At 45.8% G+C, this 20,875-nt stretch carries 18 protein-coding genes; 10 read left to right on the top strand and 8 right to left on the bottom strand.

The annotated features are described in order from the left end of the window. Window positions 1-78: 78 nt before the first annotated feature. Genes prmC through hemA form a run of 3 tightly spaced genes read right to left on the bottom strand, consistent with a single transcriptional unit; the run spans window position 79 to window position 3,367 of the window. A complete protein-coding gene (gene prmC / locus ACAY30_RS05655; RefSeq protein WP_290250424.1) occupies window positions 79-948 on the bottom strand; it encodes a peptide chain release factor N(5)-glutamine methyltransferase in 870 nt (289 codons plus the stop codon). A 7-nt stretch (window positions 949-955) separates the two neighbouring features. Continuing rightward, a complete protein-coding gene (prfA, locus tag ACAY30_RS05650) occupies window positions 956-2,041 on the bottom strand; it encodes a peptide chain release factor 1 (RefSeq protein ID WP_290250425.1) in 1,086 nt (361 codons plus the stop codon). Between the two features lie 54 nt (window positions 2,042-2,095). Next, window positions 2,096-3,367 (bottom strand): glutamyl-tRNA reductase, encoded by a 1,272-nt coding sequence (gene hemA, locus ACAY30_RS05645; RefSeq protein ID WP_290250426.1) that lies wholly within the window; start codon window positions 3,365-3,367, stop codon window positions 2,096-2,098. Window positions 3,368-3,649: 282 nt separating this feature from the next. Between hemA and lolB the strand changes: the two genes are divergently transcribed. The 6 genes from lolB to ychF all read left to right on the top strand — a co-directional run bounded on the left by lolB (window position 3,650) and on the right by ychF (window position 8,761). Continuing rightward, on the top strand, window positions 3,650-4,252 hold the full coding sequence (lolB, locus tag ACAY30_RS05640) for a lipoprotein insertase outer membrane protein LolB (protein WP_290250427.1): 603 nt from the start codon (window positions 3,650-3,652) through the stop codon (window positions 4,250-4,252). A gap of 3 nt (window positions 4,253-4,255) precedes the next feature. Beyond that, complete coding sequence (gene ispE, locus ACAY30_RS05635) at window positions 4,256-5,104, top strand: 4-(cytidine 5'-diphospho)-2-C-methyl-D-erythritol kinase (protein ID WP_290250428.1); 849 nt, start codon at window positions 4,256-4,258, stop codon at window positions 5,102-5,104. A 139-nt stretch (window positions 5,105-5,243) separates the two neighbouring features. Further along, window positions 5,244-6,191 carry a ribose-phosphate pyrophosphokinase gene (locus ACAY30_RS05630; RefSeq protein WP_290250908.1) on the top strand — a complete coding sequence of 316 codons (948 nt, stop codon included), beginning with the start codon at window positions 5,244-5,246 and terminating at the stop codon, window positions 6,189-6,191. 230 nt (window positions 6,192-6,421) lie between these two features. Continuing rightward, entirely contained in the window at window positions 6,422-7,045 is a 624-nt protein-coding gene (locus tag ACAY30_RS05625) for a 50S ribosomal protein L25/general stress protein Ctc (protein ID WP_290250429.1), read from the top strand. Window positions 7,046-7,059: 14 nt separating this feature from the next. Then, a complete protein-coding gene (pth, locus tag ACAY30_RS05620) occupies window positions 7,060-7,650 on the top strand; it encodes an aminoacyl-tRNA hydrolase (RefSeq protein WP_290250430.1) in 591 nt (196 codons plus the stop codon). 19 nt (window positions 7,651-7,669) lie between these two features. Next, window positions 7,670-8,761 (top strand): redox-regulated ATPase YchF, encoded by a 1,092-nt coding sequence (gene ychF, locus ACAY30_RS05615; protein WP_290250431.1) that lies wholly within the window; start codon window positions 7,670-7,672, stop codon window positions 8,759-8,761. A gap of 122 nt (window positions 8,762-8,883) precedes the next feature. On the opposite strand, the gene adhE is transcribed toward ychF, so the two are convergent. The 4 genes from adhE to truC all read right to left on the bottom strand — a co-directional run bounded on the left by adhE (window position 8,884) and on the right by truC (window position 15,618). Beyond that, window positions 8,884-11,580 carry a bifunctional acetaldehyde-CoA/alcohol dehydrogenase gene (gene adhE / locus ACAY30_RS05610; protein ID WP_290250432.1) on the bottom strand — a complete coding sequence of 899 codons (2,697 nt, stop codon included), beginning with the start codon at window positions 11,578-11,580 and terminating at the stop codon, window positions 8,884-8,886. Window positions 11,581-12,132: 552 nt separating this feature from the next. Continuing rightward, on the bottom strand, window positions 12,133-12,345 hold the full coding sequence (locus ACAY30_RS05605) for a cold-shock protein (protein ID WP_290250433.1): 213 nt from the start codon (window positions 12,343-12,345) through the stop codon (window positions 12,133-12,135). Between the two features lie 521 nt (window positions 12,346-12,866). Next, on the bottom strand, window positions 12,867-14,516 hold the full coding sequence (locus tag ACAY30_RS05600; RefSeq protein ID WP_290250434.1) for an AMP-binding protein: 1,650 nt from the start codon (window positions 14,514-14,516) through the stop codon (window positions 12,867-12,869). 241 nt (window positions 14,517-14,757) lie between these two features. Continuing rightward, window positions 14,758-15,618 (bottom strand): tRNA pseudouridine(65) synthase TruC, encoded by an 861-nt coding sequence (truC, locus tag ACAY30_RS05595; RefSeq protein WP_290250435.1) that lies wholly within the window; start codon window positions 15,616-15,618, stop codon window positions 14,758-14,760. Between the two features lie 93 nt (window positions 15,619-15,711). On the opposite strand from truC, the gene ACAY30_RS05590 reads away from it, so the two are divergent. From ACAY30_RS05590 to ACAY30_RS05575, 4 genes are all read left to right on the top strand, one after another. Continuing rightward, window positions 15,712-16,809, top strand: coding sequence for a DUF3549 family protein (locus ACAY30_RS05590; RefSeq protein WP_290250436.1), 1,098 nt, complete (start codon window positions 15,712-15,714; stop codon window positions 16,807-16,809). Between the two features lie 158 nt (window positions 16,810-16,967). Next, window positions 16,968-17,273 (top strand): DUF3301 domain-containing protein, encoded by a 306-nt coding sequence (locus tag ACAY30_RS05585; RefSeq protein ID WP_290250437.1) that lies wholly within the window; start codon window positions 16,968-16,970, stop codon window positions 17,271-17,273. A 175-nt stretch (window positions 17,274-17,448) separates the two neighbouring features. Then, a complete protein-coding gene (locus ACAY30_RS05580; RefSeq protein ID WP_290250438.1) occupies window positions 17,449-18,930 on the top strand; it encodes a glutamate-cysteine ligase family protein in 1,482 nt (493 codons plus the stop codon). After that, a complete protein-coding gene (locus ACAY30_RS05575; RefSeq protein WP_290250439.1) occupies window positions 18,921-19,967 on the top strand; it encodes a succinylglutamate desuccinylase/aspartoacylase family protein in 1,047 nt (348 codons plus the stop codon). Before ACAY30_RS05580 ends, ACAY30_RS05575 begins: the two co-directional genes overlap by 10 nt. Here ACAY30_RS05575 and ACAY30_RS05570 read toward each other — a convergent pair. Beyond that, window positions 19,955-20,875 (bottom strand): prenyltransferase, encoded by a 921-nt coding sequence (locus ACAY30_RS05570; RefSeq protein ID WP_290250440.1) that lies wholly within the window; start codon window positions 20,873-20,875, stop codon window positions 19,955-19,957. The two genes, ACAY30_RS05575 and ACAY30_RS05570, sit on opposite strands and share 13 nt — an antisense overlap.

Below are 20,875 nucleotides of genomic sequence, written 5' to 3'. Positions count from 1 at the left end.
ATTTACCCGGTTCAATTCAGCTAACTAATCAAGCTCATCATAAACGCGCGCTTTGCGGTCAGTGATTGAACGTTGCGGTTATGGATTAAACACACCTTTAGTGATTCTTGGATTGTTGCCGTAATCAACAAACGTTTCTATATGTTGATAGCCGTGATCGAGCAACAGCTTTTGCACCCCTATGTGTTGCTCAAAACCGTGTTCAATATACAAGCTACCTGCTGATGCCAAATAACGACGCGATTGCTCTATTATCAGGCGAATGTCAGCAAAACCTTGCTCATCAGCCACCAATGCCGAGCTGGGCTCAAAGCGCACATCGCCCTGAGTCAGATGGGGATCGTTAGCGTCGATATAGGGCGGGTTGGAGACGATAATATCAAAGCGCTTATCGTCTGCGACACGGCTAAACCAATCACTTTGATAAATGTTTACCCGTTGCAAGTCCAACGCCTCGGCATTTTGCTGTGCCAATGCCACTGCATCCGGATTAAAGTCAACGGCTTCGACCTGCCAATGTGGATTGTCGTGAGCCAATGCCAAAGCAATGGCACCAGTGCCAGTGCCCAAGTCCAATACTCGTTGCAAGCTCGATGGGTGGTGTTGTAACACGGCTTCGACAAGTGTTTCAGTATCGGGGCGCGGGATTAATGTACAGTCGGCGACGCTCAGTTCAATTGACCAAAAACTGCGCTTACCAATAATAAACGCCACTGGCTCACCGTTGCACCGGCGTTCGACAAACGACAAAAAGCGTTGCTTTTGTTTGTCGCTCAGTGTTTTCTCCGGCCAGGTGATGAGATAACTAAGTGGTTTGTCGATAGTCTCCGATAGCAGCACTTGAGCATCGACTTTCGCATCGTATTTATCACTAAACGATAAAAAGCAGCTTTGACCGTAACGCCAAAGCTGCTCTATCGTATTTAGTTGCTCGACACTGTCTGCCATGTATCGATTATTGCTCACCGAGAGCGGCAAGTAAGTCAGCTTGGTTTTCTTGCATAATCGGATCGAGTACCAAGTTCAAATTACCTTCCATCACCTCAGCTAAGCGGTATAAGGTTAAGTTGATACGGTGATCCGTCATTCGGCTTTGCGGGTAATTGTAGGTGCGAATACGCTCACTGCGATCACCCGAGGCAACTAACGAGCGACGTGACGACTCTTCTTCGGCGCGACGCTTATCGTCTTCGGCTTGCTGTAAGCGAGCCGCTAACACCGACATCGCTTGTGCTCGGTTTTTGTGTTGCGAACGCTGGTCTTGACACTCTACCACTATGCCCGTCGGAATATGCGTAATGCGGATGGCTGAGTCGGTTTTGTTAACGTGCTGACCACCGGCACCCGATGCGCGAAACGTATCGACTTTTAAATCCGCTTTGTTAATTTCAATCGCCTCTGACTCTGGGATTTCAGGCATAACAACCACGGTACAGGCCGAGGTGTGAACGCGACCTTGAGATTCAGTTTCAGGTACGCGTTGTACTCGGTGACCGCCGCTTTCATACTTCATATGACCGTATGCCCCGTCGCCGTTGTACTTAACAATGATCTCTTTATAACCGCCGTGCTCACCTTCACTCATGTTGATGATTTCACTGCTCCAGCCTTGTTTTTCAGCAAAGCGCGAATACATGCGATACAGGTCACCGGCAAAAATTGCCGCTTCATCGCCACCGGCACCAGCGCGAATTTCAACAAAACAGTTGTTATCGTCTTTCGGGTCTTTGGGCAGTAACAAAATTTGCAAATCATGGGTCAAGGTATCAATGGACTCTTTGGCGTCTTTAAATTCTTCTTGCGCCATTTCACGCATGTCAGGATCGTCGTCTTTCAACATTTCCTGCGCCATTTCAAAGTTATCTTGCGCTTGTTTGTAGTCATTAAATACTTTGGTGACTTCTTCCAGTTGCGAAAATTCTTTCGACAAGGCTTTGAATTTGTCCTGATCACCGATAATGTCGGGATCAGACAATAAATGTTGCACTTCTTCGAAGCGCTCAACCAGAGATTCTAGTTTTTGGTATACTGATTCGTTCATGTAATGTTGTTCACCAAAAGATTAAAAAGTGGGATATGCCTGCGTGCTTTAAATTTAGTTATCTTTTGTGTCTAAATCAAAAACATCTTGTAGGTAGATAAGCTTATCAAGCTCACCACCTTGCGCCGCTTGTTGTATAGCGCGCGTCGGTGCATGCATTAAGTGATTGGTTAATTTTGTGGCCAGTTCAGCCATCACCGCGTCAGGGTTTTTGTTGTTGGCTAATTGCGCACTGGCTTTTTGCAATAATTCATCGCGTTTGCTCAAACATTGTTGACGATAAGCGACAACAGCATTTTGGGTGTTTAAACCGCGCAACCACGACATAAATTGATCGGCGCCATCGCTGACGATATGCTCAGCGTCTTCGGCGGCTTTGCGACGGTTTTCCATATTTTTGGCAATGATACCTTGCAAGTCATCGACAGTATACAAAAACACGTCTTCAAGTTCGCCAACTTGTTCTTCAATGTCCCTCGGCACAGCGATATCGACCATAAAGATTGGTCGGTGACGTCGCTTGGCTAATGCTTTTTCAATCATCCCTTTACCGATAATCGGCAAGGTTGACCCTGTTGAACTGATGACGATATCCGCATCACTGATTTGCTCGGGTATTTGCGCCAGGGTAATCACGTCCGCGCCGACCTCTTTTGCCATTGCTTCTGCGCGAGCGACAGTGCGATTCGCTACGGTTATTTTACTGACTTGGTTATCGTGTAAGTGGCGAGCAACCAATTCAATGGTTTCCCCTGCCCCTATTAATAACACTTTTGATTTTTGTAGCTGACCAAAAATATGCTTGGCTAAATTGACCGCAGCAAAGGCTACTGACACGGCACTGGTACCGATATCAGTTTCGGTGCGCACTTCTTTTGCCACGCCGAAGGTACGCTGAAATAAGCGTTCCATGATCATTTGCATCGAACCGGCGGCTTTTGCCTGTGAGTACGCTTGCTTCATTTGACCTAAGATTTGCGGCTCACCCAATACCAAAGAATCTAAGCCACAGGCAACTCGCATCATGTGATTAACCGCTTTGCGATCGTGGTGCCAATACAGAGACGAGGCAATCAGATGCGCTGGTACTTGATGATAACGCTGCAGCCAATCGACAATTTGTTGCTGTACCTGATCGACGGTTCTATCTTGCACAAAATACAGCTCGGTACGATTACACGTTGATAAGATGGCGGCTTCTTGGCAGTTGAGTTGGTCAACCATTTGCTGTAACGCATGGGTCAAGTTATCAGGCGTGAAAGCGACCTTTTCACGCACCGATACTGGTGCAGTCTTGTGATTAATTCCGACAGCAAAAATAGACATATGCGTTCAATACAACCTTACTAATACGCCACAGTACGTTGGCGCTAAACCGCGTGATTTGCTGTTAACAAATCGGTGCAAACATTTCGATTAATGGGGTAATTTTACGAGATTAGAGCAAAGATGAAAAGTCACCAACGCTTATAAGGCTATTTTTTTTAAGGTTTGGTGGCTTTTTATGGTACATTGCCAAGATTAGAGAAAAAAAATTAACGCATTTTTGATACTATGATCTACTCCAGTGTGTCACTCCTCACTATCGAACAACGTCGAACGGCCCCCATGAAAAAGTGGGTACATGCCACGATATTGCTATTGCTTTGGTTTTTGTTGAGTGCTTGTCAAAGCCGATATAGCGACGACCAATTACATCAGAGTCAACAAGTAAGAGAGGCCCAGCTAGCCCAGATCAATCACTGGGTCATACGCGGTAAGTTGGCCATTATCAGCAGTAAAAATAAACAAAGCGCTAACCTATACTGGCGCAAAAGCGGTGATCAGCAGCAGCTTAAACTGACCTCATTTGTCGGTACCACGGTACTGTCTTTAACCTCAAAACACGGCCTTCACACGCTCATTGTCGACGGTAAAACACATCAACACCACGATCTTGACTACCTCGTCGAAAAAGTCGCAGGCTTTCCGCTGCCGATAAGTCACCTGAGCCATTGGCTAAAAGGTGTGAAAGCCAGTGCCGGCGACGTCATTCAATATCACCCAGTGACCTTGCTGCCAGAGCAGCTCAGCACGTTGATTAATAGCCGCCCGTACTCAGTGCAGTATCAATCATACACCTTGGTTGGCAATGTCCGTTTAGCCAAGCAACTGAGCATTCGCCATCAAGATTTACGTATTAAATTGGCGATCAGCCAATGGGAGATTTAACCCGTGCAAAATAAGCTATACACATTTAGTAGTGTCGCTAAAATCAACCGTTTTTTGCACATCACCGGTCAACGTGCCAACGGATACCACGAGTTACAATCGGTGTTCCAATTTTTAAATTACGGTGACACCCTACACTTTCGCCCTAATCAAAGCGGTGAAATTGCACTTACGACCCCCATTGACGGAGTCGACCACGAGCAGAACTTAATTGTCAAAGCTGCCAGGGCCTTAAAACAGCACACGGTGAGCAGCGTTGGCGTCGACATCAGTATTGACAAACGGCTACCTATGGGTGGTGGGCTCGGTGGCGGGTCATCTAACGCCGCGACGACTTTATTAGCACTGAACAAATTGTGGCAGCTCAACCTAAGCCAACGAGCGCTGATCGATATCGGCGTCACCTTAGGCGCTGACGTGCCGGTGTTTATATACGGTGAAACAGTGTTCGCCCAGGGTATTGGTGAACTACTCACCCCCTATAAAACCGACACACCATGGTTTTTGGTGACCATCCCCGATGTCTCGATTTCAACAGCGACCGTGTTTCAGCATCCAGAGCTACCTCGCAACCATCAACCGCTTAACATTAACGATTTTGACATTGAACAATGTGTTAACGACTGCGAACCTTTAGTGAGAAAACTCTATCCCGAGGTTGAAAAGTTACTCGCTTGGTTGCTAGAATACGCGCCGTCTAGACTAACTGGTACCGGTGCTTGTATTTTTACTCGCTTTGACTCACAAGCCGAAGCGCTAAGACTTCAAGACAAATTACCACCGGGAGTAAAATCCTTCGTTGCTCAAGGCCTAGACCGCTCGCCTATTTTAGATGAGCTCGAGCAACATTAAGTCACCAAAATTTGGTACTTATGCTAACATTCATTGTTAGCAACGCAGCCTTAATGTTAAAGACTGTTACGCTACATATAACGGCTTTAAGGTTAAGAGTATTATGTTTAATAATGTCAAAGCTTCTGAGGACCTGACAGTGCCTGACATGAAAATTTTTGCGGGTAATGCCACCCCTGAACTGGCTAAAAAGATCGCCGATCGTCTATACATAAGCTTAGGCGATGCGAAAGTAGGCAGCTTCAGCGATGGTGAAATCAGCGTTGAAATAACAGAAAACGTACGTGGATCTGACGTTTTTATTATCCAATCTACTTGTGCACCAACCAACAATAACTTAATGGAATTGATCGTTATGGTCGATGCCTTGCGTCGTGCATCAGCAGGTCGTATCACCGCAGTTATTCCCTACTTTGGCTACGCTCGTCAAGACCGCCGAGTACGCAGTGCACGTGTACCTATTACCGCAAAAGTGGTTGCTGACTTCCTGTCAAGTGTTGGCGTTGACCGCGTTCTTACTGTTGACTTGCACGCAGAGCAAATTCAAGGCTTTTTCGATGTGCCAGTAGATAACGTATTTGGCTCACCTATTCTACTTGAAGACATGCTCAACAAAGATTTAGACAATCCGGTTGTCGTCTCTCCAGACATCGGTGGTGTAGTTCGCGCGCGCGCGGTTGCTAAACTGCTAAACGATACCGATTTGGCGATTATCGATAAGCGTCGTCCAAAGGCCAACGTATCACAGGTCATGCACATTATCGGTGACATTCAAGATCGCGATTGTATTATCGTTGACGATATGATCGATACTGGTGGAACTTTGTGTAAAGCAGCAGCCGCTCTTAAAGAACACGGTGCGCGCCGAGTATTTGCTTATGCAACACACCCAGTATTTAGTGGTGCCGCAGCAGAAAACATCCGCAACTCAGTGATCGATGAAATGGTAGTTACCGACTCTATTCCTCTTTCTGACGAGTTCAAGAAAATTGATAAAGTGCGTCAATTATCTCTAGCGGGTATGTTGTCAGAAGCGATTCGCCGCGTTAGCAACGAAGAATCAATTTCAGCAATGTTTGAAGCCTAATCGGTTTAAACATCAGCGAATCAAAATAAAAAAGTGTGTCTTCGGGCGCACTTTTTGTTTGTTAATCGTCGAAAAAATGTTATTATTCGGCGCCTTTTTACGCTGAAACTAATATTTTTAGTTACCTCAGGGTAAAAAACATCAACACAACGCGGTGTTGATTATTTAACCGATTGTTTTTTGGTCGCGGAAAACAGTCAAATTTACTTTTATTTATAGAGAATTTATCAATGGATATTTTTGCTTTAGAAGCTGAAGTACGTACAGACTTAGGGAAAGGTGCGAGCCGCCGCCTTCGTCATGCGAACAAAGTTCCAGCTATCATTTACGGTGCAGGTCAAGAGCCTCTTTCAATCACTTTAGCACACAACAAAGTATTCCGTGCTCAAGAAGAAGAAGCATTCTACTCGCAAGTTCTTACGTTAACTGTTGACGGTAAGCCTGTTGATGTTGTACTAAAAGACATGCAACGTCACCCGTACAAAGAACTAATCATGCACTTAGACTTCTTGCGCGTTGACGCGAAGAAAGCGATTCACCAACACGTTCCAATTCACTTCATCAACGAAGAGTCTGTAGCGAAAACTGGTGCAATCCTTGCTCACGCAATGACTGACATCGAAGTTGAATGTTTACCAGCAGATCTTCCTGAGTTCATCGAAGTAGACGTAGCTGGTCTAGAAGTGGGTAACACTATCCACCTTTCAGACATCGCTCTTCCAAAAGGCGTTACTTCTGTAGAACTTGCTAAAGGTGAAGATCACGACCAAGCAGTTGTTACAGCAACAGCTCCTAAAGCGGCTAGCTCAACTGAGTCAGACGCTGAAGGCGAAGAAGAAGCAACTGAAGAATAATCGCGAGGGTAACCTTGACGACTAATATTCAGTTGGTTGTGGGCCTGGGTAATCCAGGCCCCGAATATACGAGAACCCGCCACAATGCAGGCGTCTGGTTTGTAGAAGAACTCGCCAGACAATACAACATATCCCTGTCTCCTGATAAAAAATATCACGGTTTGTACGGCAAAGGCCTTATTGGCGACACCGTCGTGCATTTATTAATTCCTACCACCTTTATGAATCGAAGCGGCAAAGCGGTTGCGCCTTTAGCCAACTTTTTCAGAATTGCGTGTGAAAATATCCTTGTTGCTCACGATGAGCTCGATCTTGATCCCGGTGTGGTCAAAATCAAACAAGGCGGTGGTCACGGTGGCCACAATGGATTAAGAGACATCATCGCTTGCATGGCGAATAATAAGAATTTTTACCGCTTGCGGATCGGCATTGGCCATCCGGGGCATAAAGACAGAGTCAGTGGTTTTGTATTAGGCAAAGCGCCTCAAGCCGAACAGGCTCTCCTAGATCAGTGCGTTGACGAAGCCGCTCGCTGCTTTGCCATTTGGGAAAAAGACGGCTTGAAGAAAGCGCAAAACCGTCTACATTCCTTTAAAGCACAATAACAGTACAGGATTATCAACCATGGGTTTTAAGTGTGGTATTGTCGGTTTACCAAACGTGGGTAAATCAACACTTTTCAATGCATTAACTAAAGCAGGTATCGAAGCGGCTAACTTTCCGTTTTGTACCATTGAGCCAAATACGGGCGTTGTACCAGTGCCAGATCCGCGTTTGGATCAAATAGCGGCTATCGTCAATCCCGAGCGCGTTATCGCCACTACCATGGAGTTTGTTGATATCGCAGGCCTAGTTGCAGGAGCGTCAAAAGGCGAAGGCTTAGGTAACAAGTTTTTGGCCAATATTCGCGAAACCGATGCCATCGGTCACGTCGTTCGCTGTTTCGAAAATGACAACATTGTTCACGTAGCAGGTAAAGTCAATCCAGCTGAAGACATCGATGTTATCAATACCGAATTAGCTCTTGCTGATATGGATGCGGCTGAACGCGCGATTGTTCGCCAAACTAAAAAAGCCAAAGGCGGTGATAAAGACGCGAAATTTGAACTGCCAATCCTTGAAAAAATATTAAAGCATGTTGAAGAGGGTCATATGATCCGTTCACTTGATTTAACAAAAGAAGAAATTGCAGCGGTTAAGTATCTAAACTTCTTAACCATCAAACCGACCATGTACATTGCCAATGTCAATGACGACGGTTTTGAAAACAACCCGTACCTTGATCAAGTACGCGAAATTGCCGAGCAAGAAGGCGCTGTGGTTGTGCCTGTTTGCGCTGAAATTGAAGGTGAATTAGCTGAAATGGACGAAGACGATCGCGAAATGTTTATGGCTGAAATGGGCTTAGAAGAGCCAGGCTTAAACCGCGTTATCAATTCGGGTTATGGCTTGTTAAGCCTGAACACCTACTTTACCGCAGGTGTTAAAGAAGTTCGCGCATGGACGTTTAAAAACAATTCAACCGCACCACAAGCGGCAGGCGTTATTCACACTGACTTTGAACGCGGCTTTATTCGCGCTGAAGTGGTTGGCTTTGATGACTTTATCGCTTGTAACGGTGAGGCGGGTGCCAAAGAAGCCGGTAAATGGCGCTTAGAAGGTAAAGATTACCTCGTTAAAGACGGTGATGTGATTCACTTTAGATTTAACGTCTAAAATACACGGTTGTTACCCTAAAAACACCCAGTAAAAAGCCCAAGTTATATGTGTAACTTGGGCTTTTTATCTATTGCCACGCTAAGCTCTGTAGCCATCTATTGTGGCGATAATGGGTATCGCTATTTTTTCTTGCTCTTTGTGCGCTTGGGCTTATCACTGTCCTTTGCTGGTGCTTTGGCCGGTGCTTTGGCTATAGAATCAGCCTGATCCCCTTCATCTTGATAGGCAGTGCCGTAATACGACGCTCTGAGTACTTCTTTTAACTCACTGATCAGTGGATAGCGAGGATTTGCCGAAGTACATTGGTCATCGAAAGCTTCTACCGACAGTTCGTCGAGTCGTTCGATAAAGTCTAATTCAGAGACCCCTGCCAACTGAATCGATTTAGGGATGTCGAGTAAATCTTTCATCTCTTCCAACCACGCTAATAAGCGCTCTATCTTCTCGGCTGTTCTATCGCCCGGCTGACTTAACTGTAAGTGATCGGCAATTTCAGCGTAACGACGCCTTGCCTGCGGTCGCGAGTACTGTGAAAATGCCGCTTGTTTGGTTGGATTGTCGGTGGCGTTATAGCGCACCACATTGGCTATTAGCAACGCATTGGCGAGTCCATGAGCCAAGTGAAACTCTGCGCCGATTTTGTGGGCCATGGAATGACAAACGCCTAAAAACGCATTGGCAAACGCAATGCCGGCAATGGTCGCCGCATTGTGTACTTTTTCCCGCGCAATCGGATCGTTGGCACCGTTTTGGTAAGCCGATGGCAAGTACTCCTTGAGTAACCGCAACGCCTGCAAGGCTTGGCCGTCTGAATACTCATTCGCTAATACCGATACATACGCTTCTAACGAATGGGTTATCGCGTCATAACCGCCATAGGCCGTCAGCGATTTGGGCATATTCATGACTAAATTGGCATCGACGATAGCCATGTCTGGGGTAATTTCGTAATCGGCTAATGGATATTTGGCCCCTGTTTGATCATCGATAACCACCGCGAATGGGGTGACTTCTGAGCCGGTACCCGAGGTTGTCGTTATGCAAACTAAGGTGGCTTTTTCACCCATTTTAGGGAATTTATAAATTCTTTTTCGAATATCCATAAAGCGCATTGCCAATTCTTCAAATGCGGTATCTGGGTGCTCGTACATGACCCACATAATTTTGGCGGCGTCCATTGGCGAGCCACCACCTAAGGCGATAATAACATCGGGTTGAAAGCTACTCATCGCTTCGGCACCGCGCTTGACGATAGACAAGGTAGGATCGGCTTCAACATCGGAAAATATGTGTGACTCGATGTCTAAGTCTTTTAATATCGCGGTAACATCATCGGTATAGCCATTATTAAACAGATATTTATCGGTGACGATGAACGCCCGTTGTTTACCTTTAAGGTCGCTTAGTGCAATGGGCAAACTGCCGCGACGAAAGTAAATGGATTTGGGAAGTTTATGCCACAACATGTTTTCGGCTCGCTTTGCAACCGTCTTTTTGTTGATCAGGTGTTTGGGACCCACGTTTTCGGATATCGAATTTCCGCCCCATGAGCCACAGCCCAAGGTCAAACTGGGGGCGATATTAAAGTTGTATATGTCGCCAATACCACCATGTGATGTGGGAATGTTAACCAAGATACGGGCGGTTTTCATTTTGTCGCCGAAATAACTTATGCGATCCTTGTTTAGGTCCTGATCGGTATAAATCGCTGATGTGTGGCCAATACCGCCAAGCTCGACCATAGTACACGCCTGCTCCACCGCATGGGTAAACGACTTGGCTTTAAACAAGCCAAGCGTTGGCGATAGCTTTTCGTGGGCAAACGGATCCTCGATACTGACTTCTTTGCCTTCACCAATCAAGATCTTGGTATTTTTAGGTACTTTGATGCCAGCGAGCTCGGCAATTTTGGTTGCCGGCTGGCCGACAATAGCCGCGTTTAAATTACCGTCTATTAAGATGATGTCTCGTACTTTATCCGCTTCAGACTTGGTGAGAATATATCCATTGTGGGTAGCAAACCGCTCTTTGACTTGCTCGTAAACCTGATCAACAACTATTACCGCTTGCTCGGACGCACAGACCACGCCATTGTCGAAGGTTTTTGACATCAAAATCGATGCAACAGCGCGCTTTATATCGGCGGTTTCATCGATCACCACCGGCACATTACCCGCGCCAACGCCAATGGCTGGTTTACCTGAGGAATACGCCGCTTTAACCATACCAGGGCCACCGGTTGCCAAAATCAGGTTGATATCAGGATGGGTCATTAGGGCATTTGACAACTCCACTGATGGCACATCAATCCAACCGATAATATCTTTAGGTGCGCCTGCGGCAACCGCGGCATCAAGGACTATTTTGGCCGCATCATTGGTGGCAAACTTTGCTCGAGGATGCGGTGAAAAAATAATACCGTTGCGGGTTTTGAGGGAAATTAAGGCTTTGAAAATTGCCGTTGACGTAGGGTTTGTGGTCGGCACAATACCGCAAATGAGACCGACGGGCTCGGCAATTTCAATGGTGCCAAATTCTTCATTTTCACTCAACACACCACAGGTTTTTTCGTCTTTGTACTTGTTATAGATAAATTCGGAGGCGAAGTGGTTTTTAATCACTTTATCTTCAACAATCCCCATACCCGATTCTTCAACCGCCTTCTGCGCTAGCGAAATACGTGCATTATTAGCAGCCAGTGATGCGGCGCGAAAAATTGCATCGACCTGTTGTTGACTAAAGCTTGAAAACTCTTTTTGCGCCGCTTTAACACGAGCAACCATAGCGTTGAGTTCATCTAAATTTGATACTGGCATTCGGCCTCCAAAACATTAGCACGTCAAATACGAGAAAATTCACCTTTAAATATAACGAATATTTATCATTCTGCTTAAAAATTAACGCCTGCTAGCGACATGCTTAGCCGTTGCTACAAAATTACGGTATCGGTGATTTTTACGCACAGTACAAGAGTGAGCGAACTGGCCTATTAACATATTCTTGATGACAACAAGACCAGCAGCTCTGATAACTAGGTACTTGCACGAGGATGCAGTGTTGGTATGGGGTATGGGATTTGGTGACGCTTTGTTGGTAGGGTTTGCCGTTCAAGTAGCACTAGATTTACTGGTCAGTTAAACACACTACCGCCAAAACAACTTAGGGCCTGTGTGCTTTGTGCTATCGATGTTGTTCGAATTAACAGGGATTTAATCGAGGCGCAGTGAAAAATGTGTGGTCCTTGCATACATATTAACGAGCCAACGAGCAGCAGGGTTGAATAGCCTCTAGGTACTAGAGGTAAAAAAACAGAGGTAAAAAAAAACGGGTGGCAAAAGCCACCCGTTTTAGAAATCTTTAGTCAGCGATTATAACGCTTTTACGTTCTCAGCTTGAGGACCTTTTTGGCCTTGAACTACTTCGAACTCTACCGGTTGACCATCAGTTAATGTACGACGACCAGTACCTTGGATAGCACGGAAGTGAACGAAAACGTCTGGACCGCTTTCTTGAGTGATGAAACCGAAACCTTTCTCATCGTTAAACCATTTTACAGTACCAGTTTTTAAATTATCTGACATAATCTTGTTCCTAAAAATATAATAAAAGTGGGGTTCGCTAACGCAGCTTTCCCGGTTGTAGCTTTGAAGATGTTACAGTCATATGTCGAGATGGTGGTACGCGTGTACTAAACTTAAATGGAAGCAAGTGGCAGATAGTTATCTAAAACTAATACTGCGGTTTGCTTACTACTGCATCATTTAAATTATTTACTTTCGAAATAATGGTGAAGCATTTGCAAAACTCTTTTATAACTATACGCCAATGGCCGTTCAATACAAGTGTTTTTTTCAGCTATTTTAGTAATTTATCAAGTCGCTTAACAAATCGTCGTCAATCGCAGCTAACGCGAATTGAGCTTTTCACCGCTCTCGCCAGTACTAGTGCTTGATTCAATTCACAAAAACCAATCGAACATCGAGCGCGTTGCCAACCTCCACGGTGTTTAACTTGTCACGGCTGCGATAACAAATCGATACAAAAAACGGCGATTAACTCAAGGTTAATCGCCGTTTCTATCGACTGAGCTCTTGGCTTGGTACTATTGCGCTTCAACCACTACTTTATCAGCGCTTTTCTCTGGCAATTTGGCCGTATACGCCTCTTCAATTTGGTTGCGTTTAAGCTTCAACGTTGGCGTCAGTAACTCATTCTCTACCGTCCACCCCTCTTTACACACGTACAGATAATCAAGGCGTTGATGTGACTCTAGCTCGCTGTTAACTTCAGCTAAGGTTTGTTGTAACGACTGTTTGACATTGCCGTGGTTAACATCAATACCTTCAGACAACACCACTAGGGCTACCGGCTGAGGACGACCGTAACCAATCACGCACACTTGTTCAATTTGCACATTTTTCGCCAACATCCGCTCAATCGGTACCGGCACCACATATTTGCCTTTCGCCGTTTTAAATTGCTCTTTAATACGGCCGATTATTTGATACGCACCATTGTCGTCTTGTTTGCCTTTGTCACCGGTTTTAAACCATTCGCCATCAAATGCTTCGGCGGTGGCTTTACTGTTTTTATAATACGCTTTGGTGATCGCATCACCTTTGATCAAAACCTCTCCTTGTTCTGACAGCTTCATTTCAACGCATTGTGCCGGGCGGCCAATAGTGCCCAGTAATTTGCGTTCAAACGGCAAGTTGCCACACGAAAAACCAGAAGTTTCGGTCATCCCCCACCCCTCGCTGATCGGAATACCTAACTTGTAAAACCACTCGAGTACCGAAACCGAAATTGGCGCTGAGCCACTGGCAAAAACCCGAGACTGATCCAAGCCAAGCTGGGTGCGGATTTTTTTCGCCACTAAACCACCAACAACCGGCAATGCCAACAAGAAGCTCAATTTGGCTTGCGATATCCTAGCTAAAATTTGCGCTTGGAATTTAGTCCACAGGCGAGGCACTGAGATGAAAAACGTCGGTTGGCAGTACTTTACATTATCGATAAAGGTATCGAGCCCTTGCACAAAATACACTTGAAAACCGGCTTCAAATGCAGTCATTTCGATCACGCATCGCTCAGTGATATGAGCCAACGGTAAATACGAAACAACTCGATCGTGTTGATTTGCCGATATCGCCTCCATGGTTGCATGCCCAGCGCTTGCCAAGTTTTTATAACTTATCACTGCGCCTTTGGGCGCACCAGTGGTACCTGATGTGTAAACGATTGACATCGTATCATCAATGTCAGCCTGATGAACCTGTTCGAGAGGCTGATGCGACTGTAAAATATCATCTAAGCTAAAGTCACATGGGTGTGATATGGCGTAATCATTGCCAAGTGATATGGTCTGACAATTTTCGGCTTGGGTATTCGTCAACGCGTCGTAGTTATCCAAAGGTCCTACAAACAAGGCGCGCATATCCGAGTGCTCGACGACATAACTGATGGTGCTCTGACCTGCGGTACCATAAATTGGTACACTGACCATACCGGCCATCATAATCGCCAAATCGGCAATCAACCAATGGGCGCAATTTTTGGCAATAATACCAATGCGATCGCCAGGTTGATAACCCTGACTTAATAAGAAATTGGCAATAATGCGAGCTTGACGTTCGGTCTCAGAAAAAGTGAATTGGCGATATTCCCCGGCAATTGGCTGATGTAAAAAGGTTTGCTCAGGACGCTGCTGTGCATGACGCAGAAAATGTTGTAATGGCGTTTGATATTGCATAATGTTTTTTTAATTCTTGGTGTTAATGCACTCAGTATATGGAAAAAAAGCGCATTAACAACCCCTTGATGTATAGATATATCGGCTTTTTAGACATTTTTGAGGTCATTGTGTGTGTAACGTCGGCGAAATACGCGCTTTTCAGTTTTGTAAAAAGTCGCACTACGGGCCGTTGAGTTAACCCAGCGGCGGTCTTGTTAATGCACAGACTGTACCTCATCGCATAACGGTAGATGTAGAACTAAATGCTATCAGTTGCACTCGTTTTGTGACCACCCTCTGTATGGGTTTGCACAGCTTGATGCCAGCCGAGCTTACTGATAATGTCCAGCCATTGCTGATCAAGGGGCGCATCGATAATCACCTCTGTTTGGGTCACTGGATGGTTAAACGACAGTTGCTGCGCGTGGAGCATCAGTCGATTAACACCAAAGTGGTTGCGAAAAAACGGATTTTGTTTGTTATCGCCATAGTTGATATCGCCGATAATAGGGTGTCTCAAATGGGCGAGATGACGGCGAATTTGATGACGCCTACCGGTATGAGGCACAAGCGCGACTAAGGAGTAACGAATCGTTGGATACTTACCTAATGCAATGGGCAACGTCGCCGTTGCTAAACGTGTAAAATCGGTAACGGCCTGTTTGGCAAGGGTGTTATCTGAGGCGTACTTGTCACCAATTTTATCTAATTTTTCTTTGAGCGGATGTTCCACACGACCATGCTCTGGCAAGTGACCGCGACAGATTGCCAAATAGCGCTTGGCAATCGTTTTATCAGTGAACATTTGCCCCATAATTCGCGCTGTTTGTTGATCAAAGGCAAACAACAACACACCAGAGGTTGGCCTGTCTAACCGATGCAACGGATACACGTACTTCCCCACCATGTCGCGGACCAATTGTAAGGCGAAGTATTTTTGATCGCGATCGAGATAAGAGCGATGCACAAACAAGCCACTTGGTTTGTTCACTGCAATCAAATATTCATCTTGATAAAGAATATATAATTCAGGTTTTTCTGCGTCTTCGGGACAACTTACAGCATCAGTTCCTCGACTGAACTCCAATTCGCTGTTTTGTCCATTATTATCAACACTCATTTACGGCTTTGACTGTTCATTGGCTAGGGCATTTATTATAATGCGTCGATTGGTAAATTAACACCGCAAACTCGATTAAACACGAAGGCTTGTATGACTGACTCTACCCCCGAAAACAAAGACACCATAGATACGATTTCCGAGTTGCTAAAACTGAGTAACGCACAATATCGGGTATATGACATCGGTCGCAAAGTAACCAAAATAAGTAAGCAAGAGTTCAACAATATTGAACAGGCGATGCAGCCGTACCCGTATCCAATTAGCGGACATGCGATGTTTGCCTTGGTGTTCTGGCAACAGTCGCCAACAGCGCCGTATATTTGGTTTGTTAAGCTGCCACTTGATGAACGAGGCTTGTTAAATCAAGCAGCTCGCAACCATTACTTAGCTATTATTATTGAAGCCTTAGGCGGCGACTTAAGCCAAGACCCAAGTGAAAAACAAGAAGAGTTGCTTAAGGCAAACCCCTATAACTTCACCCCAAGTCAATACAAGCTGGCCTCACTAAATGCGTTAGTAAAACGCGATCTCAAGCAACCGAGTTCACAGTATTACGAGCAATGTCAATGGTATTTGTCGGGCGATCAAGGCTGGGATGCGTGGCAAAGTGTGGCCGTACAAGGATTGTGTGACTTTGCAGCGCGCATTGATGATGGCAATAACAGCCAAACATTAAGTACCGCGCTAGCGCATTTACCACCACAGGTATTATCGCCACTGTGTTCAGCACTTGAAAATCAGCGCCTGCCATTTGCGCTGTTACAGCGCATTGTCTCCCTTGCAGAACAACAGTTAACAGCGATAGCAGCGGCAAAAGACGGTGAGCCTGGCGCCTATCAACGCTTAGGCGATTTACTGCGCGCGGTCAGCCAACACGCGGATCATCCCCATGTTGTAGCATTGGCTGATCAGGTGTTGATGAGTAATTGTGTCAAAGACTTAAACACATTATTGCTCTTCACCGCCAAAGCGTGGCCTCTATTGGCAGATGAGCAACGCTTGTTGACCTATTTAGAAGCCGTTTGTGCACATCACACACAAGCGGTGTTTAATGCGGTGTTTCAAGATTTGGTTGCTATCCCGTTAACGCGTATACACGTATTACAGTGTTTGCGTTCACCACAGCGCAGCGATGAGTTAATTAACGCCATTGGCGCTCTGTTAGCACCGGCGCAAAAAACACAATAATTCGATACATGACGCCAAATAAGCTTCACGCGAGGCATTTATTATGCCCGTGTGATGTTGCGGTACACCAATTGCCTAATGGCAATAGACAATAGTCAAGGTTGCGGCCTTGTGGTAATGTGCTCTAACAACCAATCACTTATAAAAATTTTTACACCATGGTATTAGCTGACATATATGTTCTTATCGGTTTGGGCTTGCTCATTTGGTATATTTGGAGTATTCGAGAGCTCGCTGAAATTGCCCGTAAATTGTGTCAGCGCTATTGCGATAAAAACGAGTTGCAATTAATCAGTATCGCCCGTCAAAAAAGTCGCCTCGCATTTAGTAAACGTCGCGGTGTGTACCTGGATATAACCTACCAATTCGAATTTAGCGGTGATGGCACCAGTGCCTATTGTGGTACGTTAACGATGCACGGCAAAACGTGTATCGACATTTCACTACCGCCATATAAAGTCTAACGATTGATAAACCTGTCCATCCCCAGAGGTTTACTCAGCTTATCTGGGGTTAACTCGCTTTAACTCTGAGCCAACCAATAAACCCTCATCGGTGTTGCGTTAATTTGATGTTAATCAACATGTGTTCAGTAAAATATTGGCAAGCTATACTCATAAAAAACAATGAGGAAATAGCATGGGTCAGAACGTTCCAAACATCTCGTTTAGCGACAGTGATTACGACGAGTTTCAGCAAACGTTATATCAGCAACTGGATCAATTAAAAGCGATCTTGTCATCGGCTGAGTTCGGTCAACAAACTCACAAAATAGGTGCTGAGCTTGAACTTTACTTGATCGATAAAGATGCCAACATGAGTGCCAGCAATCAACAAGTGCTCAAGGCGGTTGACGATGCCCAATTTCAATACGAATTAAATCAATACAACGTCGAGATAAATCTGAGTGCCTTCGCCATTGATGATCAGCCACTGCACAAGTTAAAGGGCGAACTGCAACAGAAGTTAACCGCACTTGCTGATGCCGCTAAACCACTCGGTGTTGAAGCCTTGCCGATTGGTATTTTACCGACCTTAAATCACAACAACCTCAGTGCCGATTTGATGACACCACTCGGTCGTTATCACTGCCTTTCTCGTCAGTTGATAAACCAGCGCGGCAGTGACTTCCACATTAAAATAAATGGCAAAGACCCACTCGACATGCACTTGTCGAATATTTGTGCTGAGGGAGCCAATACATCGCTACAAATTCATTTAATGACCGATAAACAGCGATTTTGTCGGGTGTTTAACGCCGCCCAGCTAACCCTCCCTTTGGTTACCGCGATTAGCGCAAATTCGCCGATTTTTCTCGGTAACCAACTTTGGGATGAAACCCGCGTGGCCTTGTTCAAACAATCGATTGACGTGCGCCACAACAAGCCGCTGATCCCCAACAAGCCAGCACGTGTGAGTTACGGCTACGGCTGGTTGCGTCACAGTGTGTGGGAGTTATTTGCCGAGTCGGTTGCCCTATACCCCCCTATTATTCCGCTTCGCGATCACGCTGACACTAGCTCATCAGAGCAACTACCTAAACTCAGTGAACTGTGTTTGCACATGGGGACGCTATGGCCGTGGCATCGCCCAGTCTATGATCACCACGGCAACGGTCATATGCGCATTGAATTCAGAGCCATTGCCTCTGGGCCAAGTGTTGACGACATGATAGCAAATGCCGCCTTTGCCATTGGCCTAGCCGAGGGTATTGCTGATGAGGTCGATGAAATCATTAGTGTACTGCCGTTTAAATACGCCGAATACAATTTTTATCGAGCTGCGCAATACGGCTTAGATGCGCAAATTCTTTGGCCGTTAGAGCAAAAATATCAACCTCAAATGGTCGCTATTACTGATGTGATCACCAAACTATTACCCATCGCTAGACGCGGACTGCGCCAAATTGGCATTTCCGAGCAGGAAATCAATGAATTTTTGGGGATAATCGAGCTGCGCTTAGAGATCGGTTTAACCGGTGCTAGATGGCAACGACATACACTTGATCACTTTTTAAAGACACAAACCAAAAGCGAAGCTCTGCAATCAACTGTCAAAGCCTATCAACACAACTATCAAAGTGGTAAACACCTTTGCCAGTGGGAGCGTCCATGGCAGTAGATTTTAGTGATGTTTGCTTTCTCAAAGACCCCGGCTTTGACAGTTTAAAATCCGATTACGAGCAGTTTTTATTGAGCTTGTACGCGCCAACGGTCATAGATATATCGGGTCGAGATCAAAGTCGCACTCGGGTTGTCACCACCTTGATTCACGGCAATGAGCCTTCAGGGCTTATTGCCATGCACCGCTACTTAACTCAACTTCACGCCGACCAACGACCAATAACCAATTTGCGCTTTATCATTTGCAGTATTGAGGCGGCGTCAGCTTCGCCGAGGTTTAGTCATCGCTACTTACCCGATGGCCTCGATTTAAACCGTTGTTTTGGCTATCACAAGCAACCAGCAGGCTATTATTTGCGCGCTCGGCAAATCGAGCACATTATCGAACAAGCGCGTCCGGAAGTGGTGGTAGACTTACACAACACCTCTGGTTACAGCCCAGCATTTGCCGTGTCGGTGATGAAAAACGAAATGGCGTTGTCGTTAGCCGCTGTGTTTTGCCGTGCTTTGGTGTTATCTCACATTCGCCTAGGGGCTTTGATGGAGCAAGATTTTGGCTGTGAAGCCATTACCATAGAATGCGGTGGAAATACAGATAGCCAAGCACACGAAGTGGCTTATCTCGGGTTAGTCAAACTGGCCACATTGGATGATCTCAGTGCACAGCATATCAACCAAACCGTAACCACTTACCTCAACCCATTGCGCCTGCAATTGGCTGATCGCACTGCACTGCACTTTGCCAAGCAAGATTTCGGTTTAGCAGGAGTGACCTTATGTGACAATATTGAGCAGTATAATTTTGGTCAAATCTACCCCGAGCAAATGTTGGGCTGGGTCGATACTCACGGTTTAAACAATCTGCAGCTACTTGATGCCAGTGGCGTTAATGTGGTTAACGATTACTTTCAATTAAGAGGTAATCAACTGGTTCCAAAACAAGCCATACATGTTTTTATGGCAACAAAAAACAGTCAAATAGCCAAAAGCGATTGCCTGTTTTATCTGGTCAGCCACAAAAATCAGCTGACATAAGGCGAGTGTGAAGCATTGAGCAGTGCCAAGGCTAATACCAATGGCAAACTATTTGCCACCAGCACATTGATCAGCAGCGCGGTGTGTAAATGAGCAGAGTTTTTACCCCGCATTGAGCGCCTTACAAAATCTAAACAAACAAAGTGTAAAAACAACGGTGCCAATGCCCACAAGGCCGCCTTGGGCAGTACCAGGGCGTAATAACCAATACACAAGCTGGCCATCGCCATTAACATTAAGACACTATAGGATACTAAGGTCGCTGACACGCCATAGGCGATGACAAAGTGGTTGCGGCCAAACTGCTTGTCTACCACACGGTCAGGAATTTGATTGAGCAGCAACAAGTTTGAGGTCACCACTGCGGTGACTAGCATCGCTATCATCGCCGCCTCAGTTAGCTGTTTACTCAGCAACCAAAATGACGCACCGACAATCAGGCCACCAAAGCCTATGCCCGGTGCCAGTAAACAAGCCACAGGCCAGCGATTGATATACGGAGTATAGGTAATAATAATCACCAGTCCAAGCGCACCGACAAGTGCTAAGCCAGGGCCGCTAAGCCAGACAAAATAGACGCCGATCAGCGCCACCAGCAGCAAGCAACAATAAGCGACTAGCACCACATTTTTGGCAGCTTCGGGTTGTGCCGGTAAGGCGCCGCTACCACCACTAAACGGGGTGCGCTGAGTGTGTAAGTCAAGGCCAGATTGAAAGTCTTGATATTCGTTTAACGCATTAACCCCGATGTGCGCCGCTATCGCCGCCAAGCACACCAGGGCAAAATGCACCGCCACAAAATTCACCTGATGCCATACCAACAGCGCATAGACAAGCGCCAAGCAACTCAGTGTCAGGGTGAGAAATGGTAAACGCAGTGCTTTGCAAAGAGCGCGAAATGGTGACAA

The sequence above is a fragment of the Thalassotalea ponticola genome, from assembly GCF_041379045.1.
Lineage (GTDB): Bacteria > Pseudomonadota > Gammaproteobacteria > Enterobacterales > Alteromonadaceae > Thalassotalea_A > Thalassotalea_A ponticola.
The sequence above is the reverse complement of the archived record's forward strand: the minus strand, read 5'-3'. Positions and strand labels throughout refer to the sequence as shown.

Coding starts and splice junctions, on each gene's coding strand:
- prmC (WP_290250424.1), bottom strand. CDS start 948: ATGGCAGACAGTGTCGAGCAACTAAATACGATAGAGCAGCTTTGGCGT.
- prfA (WP_290250425.1), bottom strand. CDS start 2,041: ATGAACGAATCAGTATACCAAAAACTAGAATCTCTGGTTGAGCGCTTC.
- hemA (WP_290250426.1), bottom strand. CDS start 3,367: ATGTCTATTTTTGCTGTCGGAATTAATCACAAGACTGCACCAGTATCG.
- lolB (WP_290250427.1), top strand. CDS start 3,650: ATGAAAAAGTGGGTACATGCCACGATATTGCTATTGCTTTGGTTTTTG.
- ACAY30_RS05625 (WP_290250429.1), top strand. CDS start 6,422: ATGGATATTTTTGCTTTAGAAGCTGAAGTACGTACAGACTTAGGGAAA.
- ychF (WP_290250431.1), top strand. CDS start 7,670: ATGGGTTTTAAGTGTGGTATTGTCGGTTTACCAAACGTGGGTAAATCA.
- adhE (WP_290250432.1), bottom strand. CDS start 11,580: ATGCCAGTATCAAATTTAGATGAACTCAACGCTATGGTTGCTCGTGTT.
- ACAY30_RS05605 (WP_290250433.1), bottom strand. CDS start 12,345: ATGTCAGATAATTTAAAAACTGGTACTGTAAAATGGTTTAACGATGAG.
- ACAY30_RS05600 (WP_290250434.1), bottom strand. CDS start 14,516: ATGCAATATCAAACGCCATTACAACATTTTCTGCGTCATGCACAGCAG.
- truC (WP_290250435.1), bottom strand. CDS start 15,618: ATGAGTGTTGATAATAATGGACAAAACAGCGAATTGGAGTTCAGTCGA.
- ACAY30_RS05590 (WP_290250436.1), top strand. CDS start 15,712: ATGACTGACTCTACCCCCGAAAACAAAGACACCATAGATACGATTTCC.
- ACAY30_RS05585 (WP_290250437.1), top strand. CDS start 16,968: ATGGTATTAGCTGACATATATGTTCTTATCGGTTTGGGCTTGCTCATT.
- ACAY30_RS05580 (WP_290250438.1), top strand. CDS start 17,449: ATGGGTCAGAACGTTCCAAACATCTCGTTTAGCGACAGTGATTACGAC.
- ACAY30_RS05575 (WP_290250439.1), top strand. CDS start 18,921: ATGGCAGTAGATTTTAGTGATGTTTGCTTTCTCAAAGACCCCGGCTTT.